The sequence below is a fragment of the Acetonema longum DSM 6540 genome, assembly GCF_000219125.1.
Lineage (GTDB): Bacteria > Bacillota > Negativicutes > Sporomusales > Acetonemataceae > Acetonema > Acetonema longum.
In genome coordinates this window covers 1-15,102 of sequence record NZ_AFGF01000051.1, presented here as the reverse complement: position 1 = coordinate 15,102, position 15,102 = coordinate 1, and the positions used below count along the sequence as shown (strand labels likewise).

Sequence of the window (15,102 nt, the reverse complement as noted above, 5' to 3'; positions counted from 1 at the left end):
TTTTTAGGATCTTTAAATATTAACTTAAACGTGATGGCAAACTACATCTATTATATTTACTTTGCAATTGTGACGTTGTTCAGCGTTTGCAACTTTATCGGACTATCCGGTCTCACCAGAAGAGCGGAAACGACGCCAACAGCGGCAAATATTGCAGTTGAGATGATCGCTGCCTGCCAGCCAAAAGTTGTGACTATCCAGGCAGTTACTACCGGAGCAAAAATTCCGCCCATGTTCCCGCCAAAATTTATCCACCCAACGACTGACCCAACATATTTTCCTCCTATATCGTGGCCTACAGCCCACGCCGGGGCATATGCCAAACCCAAAAATCCGAAGGATAAGGTCAGGCAGATTACATTCATTGTGGGAGTTGTCGCCATGGCCCCCAGGTAGAGAAGCAATCCGCAGCCAATAAACCCGCCTGCAGCCAGATACGACCTGGCTACCTTTTTGGAATGGCCGGCGGCCACTAAACGGTCGCCGCCCCAGCCTGACAGAAGGGTACAGCAGGTCAAGGCAAGCCAGGGGAAAATAGCGGCGATCCCCATTTCCGACAGGGAAAAGTGCTGCGCCTCCAAGAGATATAAAGGAAGCCAAGAAAGAAACATGTACATAATATAGTCGGCAACGCAGCCTTGAATTCCGGCCGCCCAGAATTGACTGGATTTAAGGAAATTGCCCCACGGAGCAATTTTCCGTTGTTTTTCCGCCTCTTCTATCCTGCCTTCTTCAATATAGGCGGTCTCCTCCTGATTAACAAACGGGCTCTCTTGGGGAGATGCCTTCGCTAACAAATGCCATGCAACGACAAAAGCGAACCCAACAAACCCATATACTATAAATACGTGTCTCCATCCCAGGGCAGCCATGATAGCTACCGTTAGGCCAGTGCCGATCGCTGGCCCTATAAAGCCGCCCGCCAATACCATAGCAGAAACTAATCCCTTTTCTTTGTCCGGAAACCAACGTCCGAGAAATGCATTCAAAGCGGGAAGAATCGGAGCCTCGCCAAGCCCAAATAGAGTGCGGACAACCGCAAAACCATTAAATGATGTACAATACGCCGTCAGCACAGTAAAGGCCGACCACCATGTTACGGCACCCGCCACAACAGAACGAGGTTTAAAAAAATCCGACAGAATTCCACCCGGAACTTGCATGGACGTATAAGCAATGAAAAAGCATGTTTGCAGCACACCGATCTCCATTTTACTGAAATTGAATTCATCCATAATGACTGGCGTAGCAACGGATAAATTCACCCTATCCATATACGCGACAAGCATTATCAAAAAACCCAAACACCCTAATACCCAATGAAAATTTGTTTTTTTTGCCTTCATGTCAACTCCCCCAATCATACTAGCGTACAGTCCAGTGTTTTAGGAACCCCAAGTCTCACCTTCCCAATTAATGAGCAATCCTCCTATACGCGGCCACTTCGTTTTCCCGTATTTAGAATACCGTTCCTGTTTTAGAATACACCGTTTATTCTAAATTGTCTAGCAATTGTTTTTGTGAATTGGCCTAAATACTGTACACTCTATCCTAATAAACTGATCCATAACGCTTTTTGAGGAAGCTGAATCCAGAAAAAATATTCATTTTCCCGTATCAAGAACATTGTTTTAAATTCTAATTTTCAGATATCAAATGAAAAAAGAGCCCCTCCTGCCAAGCAGAAGTCCAGGCTGGCAAACGCCATTATCGAATATGTCGCCGCGACCGGCGGTAAGTGTCGTTAACCGGATTCGTGGTCGCCGGAAACCACTTTCTTCGAATCCGGGTCAAGAGCCGGAAAGTTCCATTTGTATTTAATGTGGCAAAGGCCCAAAACAATGGTCACGATAAAACAAAGATATAAGGGCCAAAAACTGGGTAGATACAATTGTGAGTAATAGAAAACTGAAGCGCCGATAATGGCGTTGACAAAGTAAACCTCCCGACGGAATACATAGTGAATCTCCCTGACAATCGTATCGCGGACGAGGCTGCCGCCGATGCCGGCAATCACTGCGACTGCCGTTACACCGAACAGAGAATTCAGTTGATGCACCATTGCAAGATTGGCGCCGGTCGCTGTAAACGCACCGAGACCGATGGCGTCAAAAAACCGACTTGTGTTCTGATATCGATCCAGCCGACGGTAGGTAAAAAATATCGTCATCGTTGTCGCGCAGCTACTGATCAGAAACGTCGGGTCGCGGAAACTCAGGGGAGGAGTATTACCTATAATTACATCCCGCATGACCCCGCCACCAATCGCGGTAATGACGGTAAAAGTCAGCACACTAAAAATATCAAAGCGGCTGCGGATCCCGGTCAGCGCGCCGGAAACGGAAAAAGCTACGATTCCCATGACTTCAAGCACATTCCAGGCCGTCATCTTCTATCGCCCTTCTTTTTTGGCAAGTAAATCCACTATATGAGTATCACAGCAGAAGATCATCTTTAGTCCGTTGACTCATAAATTTTGCACAATGAATTATTTGATTTATCTGTTGCAAGAAGGATAACCGCAGAAGAAATCAGGATGCACCCGATGATTTTTTCAATAGTAATTGCTTCTTTTAAAAAGAATCCCCCGCAAATTAGACTGGTTACAGGCTCAAACAGGCAAAAAATCGACGCTGTAGAAGCCCCCAGATATTTGATTCCCAATTGCAACAGCAGTATTGCAAGAAATGAGGCTAAATTGGCAAGAATAAACATGTAGAAATAAGCTTTAAGCGGTAAAAGCAGTACAATCTTTCCGGTTGGAATATTATATAGCAGCATAAAAACCGACACCGAAATAGCCAGATAAAGTGTAATCACTAAAGAGTTCAGTTCAACAATTTTTTTCTTTTCCATGCCAACCATATATATTGCAAATGTTAAACCTGAAATCCCTGCTATCACAAGACCGGTTATATGTGTGATTTCCTTAATATCCAAAAAAAATAAAATTCCGGCCCCGGCAATCAGCAACACAATCATTTTCTGCCGGCCCAAACGTTCTTTAAAAAAGATACGGCAGATAAGGCAAACAAATACCGGATATAAAAAATGTAAAGTTGTAGCGGTCCCAATACCTATATACGGATAAGACATATAGAGTAAAAGGATCGTTATGCCTCCACCGATTATCCCCAATAGAGCGATACTGCGCAATACCGCCCAAGGCAGCGAAAGTGGTATCTTTTTCAAACAAAGTGTCAGCAATAAAGCAGGAATGGCGAAAACATTCCGGAAAAATGTCACCGTTTCAGGCGTGCCTCCCATACTATAAGAAAAAGATGCCAGCATGGGAGTTATTCCAAATAAAACTGCTGCCAGCGTTGTAAGGATAATGCCTTTATATTTATTTTCGAACAAACGGGGAAAGCCGCTTTTTACATCTTGCATAAAATATATTACAGTACCATTATTCACAGGAAAAATCATCCTTTTATGTGTTTTTGTTTAAATATCCTAAAGAAAAAAATAAGGGCATTGACACCGCTTTGCCCACAGACTTCACTGCCAACACTATTCGCATTTTTCCTGTTTCATCCAGATAAGAGCCGTCAAAATCTTATAAGCTCAGCATTTCTTAAGCAAGCTTATTGTGATTATATGTCGGTGTCGACTCTTAATGACCACAAAGGAATAGATGAACTGCCAAGTACGGGATAGCACAAAGAGGCCGAACTGGACATTATGCTCATTTTTCAAACAAGATTATTTTGTCTGAGCCACGGAAAATAGAGCCTTTAGCGGACTGCACATCACAATATGTTTGCAGCAGATTTTTGAAATGCGTCATCCATTCTTCCAGCCCGTTTCCATCGTCAAACGCATAAAGCACGCTGACAATTTCACGATCGCCAGCCTGTATCATGGCGCGCCGGCTGTCACTGCTGGGGTTGCCGAAGGCACCAATATCATCATACAGTGTTGGCAGATATTCTATATTGATAGAGCCTTTGCCAATGCCTTCATAAATTGCGCCGTCCGGTGCACGATGCAGGGTGATATTGCCGGACAAACAGCTCACATCATACGAACCAATGGAATAGCCGGAAGAGATGGAAACCAAATTGTTAGTCTCGACTATGTTGTTGATGTGATACAAGCCGTTTCCTTTCACGACGCGTCGCAGCATGGCTTCCGCCGCATTCCTGTATTCTTGCGGCGACTTGCCGAGGGCTTTATAGGCATTTCGCGTGGCTGCAATTTGTGGAATGCGTGCGATGTCATCCATCGTATACTTCGCCTGTAGCTCGCTTATTGTTTTGTCGACCAATTCCAATAGCGCCGGTGTGCTTTTTTGCACAATCGCTTGATAATGCATAATACCGAGAGCGACGTCTGGATAAAGCTGCTGTAATTCATCTGATATAAAGAAATTCATTGGGTTCTCCTTTCAAACTGTGAGATGGCCTGCGGTTTCCCGATAAACCTTGTGCCAATAGCTGCACCATTGAGAATATCATATAGTGCCTTGGGGCGACTCCCTTGTGTGATTACCATGTCAATGCCATGTGAAGTCACAAGGCGAGCCGCCCGGATTTTTGTAATCATGCCGCCGGTGCCACAGACAGAACCTGCTCCACCTGCGAGCGCAATGATACGATCATCGATTTCCGAGACTTCTCGAATCAAGTGTACATTGCAGTCTTTTTTGGGATCAGCCGCATATAATCCATCTACATCGGACAAATTGATTAGCAAATTTGCATTACAGAGCAAAGCAACAATCGCGGAAAGAGTATCGTTGTCCCCGAACAGCTTATTTTTAGAACGGATTTCTGTATGGCTGACAGAATCGTTTTCGTTGACAATAGGGATTATTCCGCGAGTCAGCAAGGCATTAAAGGTGTTGCTGAGATTTTGCTTTCGCTCCGCATTCTCAAGGTCCGTGGCATCAAGTAAAATCTGAGCTGCAGTCCTGCCATATTCATTGAAAAGCCGGTCATACATATGGACAAGCTCACATTGTCCGACTGCCGCCGCCGCTTGAATAGTAGGCAAATCCTTCGGGCGCGTTGAAAGCCCCATTTTGCTATATCCGACTGTAATTGCAGCGGATGTTACAAGAACGACCTCATGCCCTTTACTTTGTATATCAGACAGCACGCGTACCAACTGCTCCATGCATTGAAGATTAATTTTTCCGTCCACATTGGTCAACGTTGATGTGCCGACCTTTACAATAATACGTTTTACTTTCATGCAATTCCCCAATTCTCCATGCCATCTTTCTTGTCATTCTACTTGATTTAGTATACAATGGTTTTAGCATAGAGTAAAATGATAATTCCTTACATTAGATGTGAGGAATTATCACATCAGGGAGTTGCACCCATGGATTTGAGGAAGTACGAAGTTTTTGTTCGGGCAATCGATGCCGGCAGCTTTTCAAAAGCAGCAGAGCAGTCAGGCTACACACCTTCCGGCGTAGTGCATATGATGAACGCATTGGAGAGCGAAATTGGCTTTCCGCTTTTGGTACGCGGGCCCAGAGGGGTCACGACAACAGAAAACGGACAAAAACTGCTGCCCATTTTGCGGGAACTGTTACGATGGAATGAGCAGTTCAGGCAAACCGCAGCAGAAATCAACGGGCTTGAAACTGGCACCGTTACGATCGGCGCTTATTCCAGCATTGCAACTCATTGGTTACCCAAGGTTATCAAAACGTTCCGAGAGAAGTATCCGCACATTGAAATCCACTTAATGGAGGGTATCCGGCAAGAAGTAGATGAGTGGCTTTCAGAAAGACGAGTCGACCTTGGCTTTTTCAGTTATCAGGAGCCGATGCCTTACGAATGGATACCTCTGAAAACAGATGCCATGCTTGCCGTTCTGCCGCCTGAACACCCTATGGCGACGCAGCTAGCGGCGTACCCGCTTTCCGCATGCCAAGAAGAAGCATTCATCATGCCTGCGTTGGGAAAAGATGACGATGTTGTGGAACTTTTAAAGAAAACGGGTTTGACTCCACAGATTTGTTTTTCAACTCTGGAAAATTACGCGGCCCTCGCTATGATCGAATGTGGATTAGGTATGAGTATAATGAATGAGCTTATTACCAAAGGGCGCCAAAACAATGTAGTCATGCTTCCACTCGACCCACCAAAAAGTATTACGCTGGGAATTGCCGTTCCGTCGATAAAGGTGGCTGCGCCGGCGGTACGAAAATTCATTACTTACGCAACTAGTATATTAAAAGAGTAAGAGTTATCACAAAACCACCATCAATTAGGAAATAAGCCTCAATTTTCAAGGATTACTATCTTTCTAGGAGTATCTTCTGATATAGCGTCAAGAACCCGTCACATTGGCAAAAGTCAATCTGTGACGGGTTTTAATCTTGCAAAAATCAGGCACCTGAGATGGAAACAGTTTTTTAGTGCGCCCTATCCGGATGAATATTCCATTCGAAGCGTTTTCAGGATATGGGTTCATTATACCCAGCATGAAGGCCTGGAAGGTAAGTTAGAGCCTATGACACTTTATAGATCTAGGGTCCATAGGCTCTTTCCTTTTCTATCCTTTTAAGTTGGATCTGTTTAAGATATAAACGTCAAGCCTGAATGCTTAATGTTTTCTAACGTGGAGCATATAGCTATCGCAAAGTCAATGCTCCTAGCTGGTACGTTTACAGGACAAGGGCATTCTTCTCTTTTAGTTTCTCTTTTCCGACGATGCACCCTATCTTGCCAAACTATGAGGTCCTTTCGCTCTTTCCCATACCTGCACGGTTTCCTGAATAGCCTTCGCCTTCTCGATCACACTTCTCCCCTTAAATTCCGGTAAGTCCAACACCGCCAGTTTTTTCTCCAGTAACGGGCCCCTAAGCCCCTTCGCTGCCAGGCAATCCGCCGCTTGCGCAAGGGACGTGTATTCCTGTTCTTTCGATTTTATAAGACTTGCCGGATCCTTCTTATACGCCTGATACTGCTCCTGGGATATTTCCTGGGCTTTACCGTCTACAACCAGGGCATAACGAATCTGCGTTTTCGTTCCGTCGGCGCGGGCCTGGCCGTAGGCAACGACGGTTCCGTCTTTTGCGTCGTGCAGGATGATCTGCCCTCCCTCTGCTGCCGAGCCTTTGAATTCGGCAATGCTTTTGTCCTGGACGAAACTCATGCGGTCTTTTTCATTTTGCAGCATAATATAGGGCGTTTTGAGGCTTTTGGTATCATACGCCTCCACCTGGGCAATCACCAACGATTTCCCTTTGCCTCTGGAGTCGGCTATAGTCCGGTCGATTTCTTTTTGCTCCTTTTTCATTTCAGCCTGAAGGTCTTGGAGCCGTTCCTTCATTTCAGCCTTTTCTTCCGGCGAGACTTGACCGTTTTGCAATTTATCCACAATCGCCTCCAGTTCTTTTTCCGGCTGTTTCGTGCTTGCTTCCGGCTCTGGCTGCCTTGCCGCAAGCTCTTTTGCGGTTTCGCGGTCGGTTTCAATAAAATTCCCTTTTTGATACTGATAATAGGAAACCTGGGTCCTAAGGGTCTGGTAATTCTCCTGGACAACGGCGAATACCATATCTTCCTTGGGTTCATAGACAAACAAAGCGCCCGGCTCGCCCAAGCCGTCCCGTCCGGTATAGCCGCCCACCCGCTGCGGGTGTCCATAGGCGTTCCTGCCGTTCATAAACGAGAAACTGCCGTCCTGCCGCAGCAGGGCTACGGACGGATTGCCAAACCGTTCCTCATCAAACGCCGGCACTTCCTTTAACACCACTTTCTCCCGCGTCATTTGCAAAATCGGCTGTTCATGCATTTCTCCATTCATGAACTTCATGCGAGCCGCCATCTCTGTCTGTTTTTCCGCCAGATCCTTTCTCCATACAACATAAGTCGCATTTTCTTCCGGCTGGTTGATGTAAAATTGCCCGGGCTTTCCTTCCCGGCCGCCGGAATAGCTGCCGTAAAACTGGCCGTCTTGCTCACCGCTCTTGCAGGTTCGCTTCCCGTTTTCCAGCACTTCTTTCGCGACCCACATTTGATAGCGGTCAGGGTCATACCCTTCCGGCATGTTCAGGACGACTTTGCCTTTGTCCTCCACCTCGAACGGGCGGAATTTCCGCTCATAGCCAACGCTGTTTTCGGCCTCCTGCCTGGTCATTTCCACGGCTTGCCCGTTCTCCACCCGGTAAAAATGCAGATGATGCTTATCCATCTGTAAATCCTTCTGGCCAACGACAAACACCTGCTCCGGCGTCGGATTGACGACAAAAGCCTGCTGGAACTCGCCCGCCTGGCCAACCACGCGCCCGACCACTTTCCCCTCCGGATTGCCGGCTGCATTCAGTTGGATGCCCTCTTGGGTCAGCTCAGAGACCCAGGGCTTGCCCAGCTTTTCTGTTGAATAGGCGCCAAATTCCTTGACCACGACGATTTCATTAAATTTTTGATAGCGTGCCAGTTGCTGTTCGACGCTTTCCTGCGCCTCCTGCGCTTTATTCGTCGCCCGTTCAGCCGGGAGGGCCGCATAATAGAGGTCCTTCATTTCGACGATCACGTCTTTTTCCACCGTATCGAAACTTTGTCCGTTAAAATTCACGTATTCGATATTGCTTTCCCGCGTCTGATAATTTTTCTGTCCGGTTGCATAAATGGTGCCCTGCTCCGCTTCTTTGATAGAAAGAATGCCCGCCCCCCCATTTTCCATATCCCCGCTGTAGGTAGAGGGAATATTAAAATCCAGTTTCCCGCTGTCAAGCACCTTGGCCACCCAGGGCTTCCCTTTTTCCCGGGTGTCATACGCTTCAAACGTACGAATTTCCACATCCGCCATCTCACTCGCTCCTTTCGGTGAGCATTAACCGCTCATCTTTACGCTACCAGGAATTCAGCCGCATAACACACCCTTTTCCCGCAAAAAAACGCGATCAAGCCGTCATTCGGAAAAATCCGGCAGGCCCGGCGCCTTGGGTTTCGTAAAAACCTTTTGATCACTGGTGCTCTTAACGTAAGGCGAGGCAAACTGCATATTGAAGTTGCGGCGATTTTTCGCCTGAACCCGCACCGTTTCATCGATTCTCGCCTGCTCCCTGACGGCGATGACTGCGTTCTGCACGCCGATCAAACGGTTTTTCTGCAAACATTCGGCCGCCTGGATTCCCCCCAGGCCGGCCTGCGCCTGTGATGCCGCCAATTGGCCTTCGGCCGCGGCCGAAAGCGCCAGACCGTTTTCAAGGGTGTCCGTACCCGCCCCGTAGCTCTGCCGGTTTTCCTGGCTGCAGGTGAGAACGTTGCGATAAAAGGCGTCAAGGTAACGCAGCTTATCTGCTTCCGGCTTGGCAAGATCGCTGCCATTTTTATCGGTAATGGAAACCAGCGCTGCCGCGTTCTCATGCTGCGTAAAAACCGCCTGGTCCCTTTGGGATACGCGCGGCTGGGGCAGGGATTGCCAGAAACCGTCCCAGGCCGCAGGCGTCAGGTTTTTTATTTCTTTTAACAGTTCGTCAATCCGTCTAAGCTGCTCAATCGTGGTTCTCAGCTCTTTGCGCGTATCCTGGTCCTCTTCCTGATAATCATGGACCCTACCGCCCTGCCGGGCCAGGTCAAGCCGCGTAAAGACCGAAGGCTTGGAATCCCGCGAGGAAATCACGGTATGGCTGTAATAGGCAGCCGGGTTATACGGCCGGGTTACCCCCGGTATGCTCCAGGCAAAGGCAATCGCCTGCGATACACCCAAGCTGCCGGCCAGTGTGCTCCATAGACCGATTTGTTTGATCCATGCTTTCATTTTCATAGGTTCCCCCTTTTTTAAGCATTGCGCCAGCGAAATCCCTCGCCGGAGAAGGTGCGCAGGATCACGCCGCTGACGCGGCTGCCGATCAGGGCTGCTAGCAATACAAAGAAAAACCGTTCGACAGCCAGCACGATATTAAACACCGTACTATCCCCGCCGCCTTTTTGCTCCAGTTTTTCCAGATAATCCACCGTTTCTTCCGGCAATGCCTTGCTGCCTATCCAAGCTTCACCTGCATTCCAGGCAATCGCAACCTCCCGCCAGTCCCCGTAGCGCTCATAATATTGGAGCATCTTATATCGGGCAACACGGTCCTGATTGGCAGGCGTCCACGGCGAACCGGCCGGAAGCCCGGCCTCTACGCACCACGTATCCCAGTTCGACTCCAGAATCTGATATTTGCCTTTCGCGCCGTAAGCATTCGCCGGCCTGCTATAATCGCCGCCGGATTCGATGTCGCCGATTGTCTCCATAAAACGGTCCAGCGTCATATCTTCCGCTCCCGCATGGTTGGTCACCAGCCCGTCCTGCGGGATCAGTTGCACCATCAGCGTCAAAAACATCGCGAAAAAGGTCATCCACATGAGTTTGATAGCCGATGCCAACAGCCCGTTAATGCCGAAATTGGCCAGCGGCAGGTCCGACGTATACCGAAAACCGGCGAGAGTCACACTGACCACACTGCAGACGCCCATCAGGTAAAATTCCATATAGGCAAGCATGATTTGGATGCCCAACAGCAGAAATATCGCTACCGTCAGAACGCCCAGCAGGAAGGCAACCGCGATAAGGCCTTGGTTGAATAAAATCGCAATGGGACTGTGAAAGCTTTCGATGTAATTAAAGTAGGGCGCCGTCAAATGCATCCCCTGCTGAATGACTGCCGCCGGATCGGAAACAGCCGCCACCGCGGTTTCGATATCTTTATGAAACATCAGGGCCGCCGAGCTTACAAAATAGTTCCGCAGCAGGTCAACCAGGCTGCCCCAGTTTTGCAGAAAGAACAGTAAAATTCCGTAGACCACGCTTTTGTGCAGCAAAAACTCGAACATTCCCTGGGCGCTGTCCTGCCTGAACAGGCTCCAAAGAAACGCCAGAGCCAAATCCATGGTAATGAGACAAAGAAAGAGCGCCAGCATTTCCTGCTGCAAGAGCTTCAGCCCGCTTGTGCAGGCGGCCGCCATTTTGTCCATCATATCCCGCAGCGGCACAGCAAAATCATAAAAAGCGAAAAAGTCGACCGGTACAAACAGTTCTTCCGCATCGCCGCCGGCGCCGCTGGCCATCGGCAATCCGCCCAGATAATCCTCCGGATTGACGACTTCGCCCATAAGCCCGCCATAGCCGGTACTATTTCCCTGCCGCACCTCAAAATGCAGGCAATCCCCCGATACCGTCCCCGTTGCGCCGGCATAGCCAATCAATTCACCCTGCTCCACCTGTTTCCCGGCAAAACTTCCCGCAAGATTACTCAAATGCGCATAGCCGGTGCGGATCGTTTGGCCGCTGTCGTCCTGGCCGTGATTGATGAGAATATAATAACCGTAGCCGGCAATCCAGCCGCTGTATTCAATGACACCCGTTGTCGCCGCATGAACCGCCGCACCCGCTGCCGCCCCCAGGTCGACGCCGGTGTGCCGACGGGGCGTGCCGTAGACAGGATGCATCCGCCAGCCGAAATCGCTCGTTTTCGGCGCCTCTACCGGAACCTGCATCGACAAATTGGCATAAGCCAGGCCAGGAACCAGATAAAAAAGCGCCAGAAGAAGGAGACTGCGCAAAAGCTTCATGGCCAGGACACCTCTAATCATTCATGTCAACAGCATCGGCGGCCGCTCATAATTATACGGCTGGGCGTAACGTCCGCTGCCCCAAGTTAACCCGGAGCGGTGCATTCGGTCCGCCTTGTCGTTTTTGACCGACTGGTACTGACGCCTGGCGGCGGCCAGCGGCCCCGTTGTCGTCCAGGCATTTTGCGCCCGCTGCCGTAAAACCTGCCCCCAGGACGCGCCGCTGCCGCCGGCCATCTGCCGGGCAATCTCCATTTTCGCCGCCTGCGACATGCCGGCAGTTTTGGCGGCTATGCCAGCCGCCACCGCTGTCTTCACCGGTTCAAAAATATCCCCGGAGCCAAGCGACGGGTGTCCGCTCATCAGTCCGGCGATGACCTTCGGCAGCTGCATGACCATGCAGGCCAACACAATTCCGCCGAACATCACCTCGGCCGCCGCCGCCAAATCGCCTAAACCGGCGTTTGTATTGCCGTCTTTCAGCGGTTCGGCTAAAGAGAGCAGCGTTGGCTGGATCACCGCCGTGATAAACGAAATCACCGCCATTTTGATGCCTAAATTAAAAACCGCGCCGGTGGCCTTCTCAAACAGGAATTTTGACTTATCCCAGACGCCGAACGGGATCAAGACGGTAGCCAGCGTGACAATCGTCCAAAATTCCACCCGGCACATGAACAGCGCAACCGCGGTAACAATGACCGCCGCCAGGGTCACCGCCAGAATCGTGAGACTGGCCAGGACACCGCCGATATTCGACCAGCTCAGCGCCTTAATGCCCTGCCAGGAAGCATCCAGGATTTCCAGGCCGTTGCTCCACACGGCGTCCGGCTGGAGCGGCAGCGAACTGCCCGACGCCAGCTGCCCAGCCCGCTCAAAGGAGGCAAAAACTTTGGCCGCCAGCGCCATTCCTTCGGTCCAGTTACTCAATATCCACATGAAGATGCCGTATTTTATCGCTTTGGAAAGCAGGTATTTCGGCCCGACCTCGTTTAAGCGAAACATCGCCGTCCAGGAGAAATCAAGCACCGCCAGGAAAATCAGCAGCTTAAAGGCCGCCGGAAAGAGCGCCGCCGCCCCGCTGTGGCAAACGGCAATGTAATAGCGCATCATGGAACTCAAAAAATCGGTTCCTTCCCCTGCCGTATGATGCGTTTCCAGAGTTGGCGGACTGACGTCCACAGGAACGGCGGACAGATCAGCCACCTGAAAAAAAGTACTGTTTAACCAGCTGCCGACAAGCAGCACCATACTCGTTCCCAGAATGGTGTTTAACGTCGTCCGGGCCAGGCCGCCGACTTCGCCGAACATCAGCAGCAGCCCGGTTGCCGCAATCGACACCGTGCAGATGATGCGGGCGACACTGCCGGTCAGTTCGGCATTACTGGTATCGACAGAGAAGGTTCCGCCGGAAACGCTGACATCACCGATCAGATGCGTCAAAACCGTATCCCAGGGAAGCGACGATGCCGCCGCATAAACCGTACCCATGCCAGGCAGCAAAAGCAAAGACAGCGCTGCAATAATAGCGAGGGATTTCGGTACAACACTCGCTTCCGCTCTCATTCGTACTCCTTGGCCAGCCAGTCCGGATATATTTTGTTTAATACCTCCTGCGGATCAGCAGGCTGCCGGACAATCGCATTCTGTACGGTTCGGTGCGTATTGGCGGCGGAAAGATCCAGAATGGCTTTTGCTGCCGCTTTCTCCTGGTTTTCCCTCAGGTAACTTTCGGCCATCATGCCTGTCTGCTGCGCAATCAACTGCGTTTCCTGCAGCTGCGAAGCCGCTGTAACGGCTGCGACCTGCGTATCCGCCTGCTGGGCCTGCTTTTGCCCTTCCGCCTCGGCTGAATTTTTTAAAGCTTGCTGGAGTCCCGTCGTATCGCTGTTCATTTTTTGCACGGTTTTTGCAAGCTCGATGGAATCGCGGGATGTGCTTTCGAGCGCCTTATAGGACGAGCCGGATACGTTCAGGTACGTGCCGGCATCAAACGAACCGCCTAAAATGTCTTCGATGCGCCCGCCCTCTTCATCCCAAATGCCCGCCGAATCCTGCCCCATAATCCCTTGAAACGCTTGCATTTTTTCTTGCACGCCTCTTTGCTGGTTGGCGATTCCATCGCTGTATTGGCCAAGAACGCCGCCGTCAATCCCTTTGATATTGAGTAAGTCGAGCGCCAACTGCTTAATGAGATTCAGCGACGTCAACTCCGTATTGGCTGCCGTTTTGGTATTGATGGCAATATTTCGCGCGTCGATGACGGCGACAGCCGCATTTACCGGCAAACTTGCCAACAGCCAGGCGGCGCCGGATCCCGCCAAGACAGCACCGACAATCAGCATATGCTGTACGGATTTTTTCATAAAGTATCCCTCCTGCTTTTCTGCCTTTGCAAAAGCGGTGGTCAAATTGACCACCGCTCAGGCGTTTTGGCGGTCTCTTCCGGAATAAAGGCAAACGTATCACCGTTTTGGACTACAAAGTATGCCTCGTTCGTCGCTGTCCTGGCTTTCATCAGCACCGCCATTAAAAACGGCTCCTGATTTAAGCTCAATTGCGGCGGATACCGAAAATAAACCCCCTGCACCTTGGCCACCCGCATGGTTTCCTTTTCCATCATGCCACCCGCTCCTTATGTTTAGCATATCGGCCGACGGCCGCGAAATAGGCTTCCGCCCCTTCGGTGTACCGGTTCGCTAAGGCGGTAAGAACACGGTTCTCTTCCCGTAATTCCTGCTGCATAAGGTCGATATAGACTTCGCGGTGCAACGGCAGGGCCGGATCGGCTTGTGCTTGCTGATCTTCTTCTTTTTCTTCCGGGCTCAATGCGCCATGCAGCGTTTCATAGATTTTTAAATAATAGGCGGCGCTTTTTAGCTTTGCCGCTTCTGCCGCGGCCTGGTAAATACCTTCGCGGTAGGCAAGATACTCTTTACCGTAAGCAGCTTCCGCCGCCTGAGTACGAGAGACAAAATCGCACTCCGCCTCTTCCTGCAAAACCAATGCAGCAAGAGGCATTTTCTTTTCCTGGGCTGTCACCAGCCACGCTCGTTCCGCTGCGGTAAAATCTTGCCGCTCACCGAAAGCGCTCCGAAGTTCGGCGAACTCCTCCAAAGAGCAGCCGGCCGCCCGCGCCTCCTCTGCCAGCATTTCTGCCCCGGCCAGTTCGGACAAGCCGCGCAGGTATTCTTCCGGAACTAGCATGCCGTATTCTTTCGCAGCAAAGGCAAGCTCGATATCGCTTGCTGCATTGGCAAACAGTTCATAAGTATATCGCGCCCGCTCCTCTTTTGCCCGGGCCGCCGCTTTTTCTTTCAGGCGCCTGATTTTTTGTTCGCCTTCATAGGCGCGTAATTCCTCAAAGTCAAGTAATGCCCGTTCTTCTTCCCCGGTAAGGAAATGCGGTTCCTCTTCCCCATCAATATGGAAACAAGCCGCATACATCCGAAGAAACATATCCTTTGGCATCGTGCTGAACTCCACTACTTGCATGATGATCCCTCCTGTCGCTTGATTTATGAATTCACTGTAACAAAAATAAACAAGCGAATTCATACCTGTTTCCGGCAACCTGTTT

At 50.1% G+C, this 15,102-nt stretch carries 13 protein-coding genes; 1 reads left to right on the top strand and 12 read right to left on the bottom strand.

The annotated features are described in order from the left end of the window. Window positions 1–56: 56 nt before the first annotated feature. The 5 genes from ALO_RS06590 to proB form a co-directional block, all read right to left on the bottom strand. Window positions 57–1,289, bottom strand: coding sequence for an MFS transporter (locus tag ALO_RS06590; protein WP_238528223.1), 1,233 nt, complete (start codon window positions 1,287–1,289; stop codon window positions 57–59). A gap of 455 nt (window positions 1,290–1,744) precedes the next feature. Next, complete coding sequence (locus ALO_RS06585) at window positions 1,745–2,389, bottom strand: trimeric intracellular cation channel family protein (RefSeq protein ID WP_004094036.1); 645 nt, start codon at window positions 2,387–2,389, stop codon at window positions 1,745–1,747. 65 nt (window positions 2,390–2,454) lie between these two features. Beyond that, entirely contained in the window at window positions 2,455–3,417 is a 963-nt protein-coding gene (locus tag ALO_RS06580; RefSeq protein WP_004094034.1) for a DMT family transporter, read from the bottom strand. Window positions 3,418–3,688: 271 nt separating this feature from the next. Continuing rightward, entirely contained in the window at window positions 3,689–4,378 is a 690-nt protein-coding gene (locus ALO_RS06575; protein ID WP_004094032.1) for a B3/B4 domain-containing protein, read from the bottom strand. Continuing rightward, window positions 4,375–5,199, bottom strand: coding sequence for a glutamate 5-kinase (proB, locus tag ALO_RS06570; RefSeq protein WP_004094030.1), 825 nt, complete (start codon window positions 5,197–5,199; stop codon window positions 4,375–4,377). Before proB ends, ALO_RS06575 begins: the two co-directional genes overlap by 4 nt. A gap of 132 nt (window positions 5,200–5,331) precedes the next feature. Here proB and ALO_RS06565 point away from each other — a divergent pair, with 132 nt between their 5' ends. Beyond that, a complete protein-coding gene (locus ALO_RS06565; protein ID WP_004094028.1) occupies window positions 5,332–6,204 on the top strand; it encodes a LysR family transcriptional regulator in 873 nt (290 codons plus the stop codon). 477 nt (window positions 6,205–6,681) lie between these two features. Here the strand turns inward: ALO_RS06565 and ALO_RS06560 are convergent, their stop codons facing one another. From ALO_RS06560 to ALO_RS06530, 7 genes are all read right to left on the bottom strand, one after another. Further along, entirely contained in the window at window positions 6,682–8,775 is a 2,094-nt protein-coding gene (locus tag ALO_RS06560) for a hypothetical protein (protein WP_004094027.1), read from the bottom strand. 102 nt (window positions 8,776–8,877) lie between these two features. Beyond that, the gene (locus ALO_RS06555) at window positions 8,878–9,735 is read right to left on the bottom strand and encodes a hypothetical protein (RefSeq protein WP_004094025.1); all 858 of its coding nucleotides are present in this window, start codon (window positions 9,733–9,735) and stop codon (window positions 8,878–8,880) included. Between the two features lie 14 nt (window positions 9,736–9,749). Continuing rightward, window positions 9,750–11,525 carry a peptidoglycan DD-metalloendopeptidase family protein gene (locus ALO_RS20760; protein ID WP_004094019.1) on the bottom strand — a complete coding sequence of 592 codons (1,776 nt, stop codon included), beginning with the start codon at window positions 11,523–11,525 and terminating at the stop codon, window positions 9,750–9,752. A 21-nt stretch (window positions 11,526–11,546) separates the two neighbouring features. Further along, window positions 11,547–13,088 (bottom strand): type IV secretion system protein, encoded by a 1,542-nt coding sequence (locus tag ALO_RS06545; RefSeq protein WP_004094017.1) that lies wholly within the window; start codon window positions 13,086–13,088, stop codon window positions 11,547–11,549. After that, window positions 13,085–13,888: a TrbJ/VirB5 family protein gene (locus ALO_RS06540; protein WP_004094015.1), complete on the bottom strand. Its 804-nt coding sequence runs from the start codon at window positions 13,886–13,888 to the stop codon at window positions 13,085–13,087. Before ALO_RS06540 ends, ALO_RS06545 begins: the two co-directional genes overlap by 4 nt. A 41-nt stretch (window positions 13,889–13,929) precedes the next feature. Then, the gene (locus ALO_RS06535; RefSeq protein WP_004094010.1) at window positions 13,930–14,145 is read right to left on the bottom strand and encodes a hypothetical protein; all 216 of its coding nucleotides are present in this window, start codon (window positions 14,143–14,145) and stop codon (window positions 13,930–13,932) included. Then, window positions 14,142–15,017 (bottom strand): hypothetical protein, encoded by an 876-nt coding sequence (locus ALO_RS06530; RefSeq protein WP_040292904.1) that lies wholly within the window; start codon window positions 15,015–15,017, stop codon window positions 14,142–14,144. Before ALO_RS06530 ends, ALO_RS06535 begins: the two co-directional genes overlap by 4 nt. Window positions 15,018–15,102: the final 85 nt, after the last annotated feature.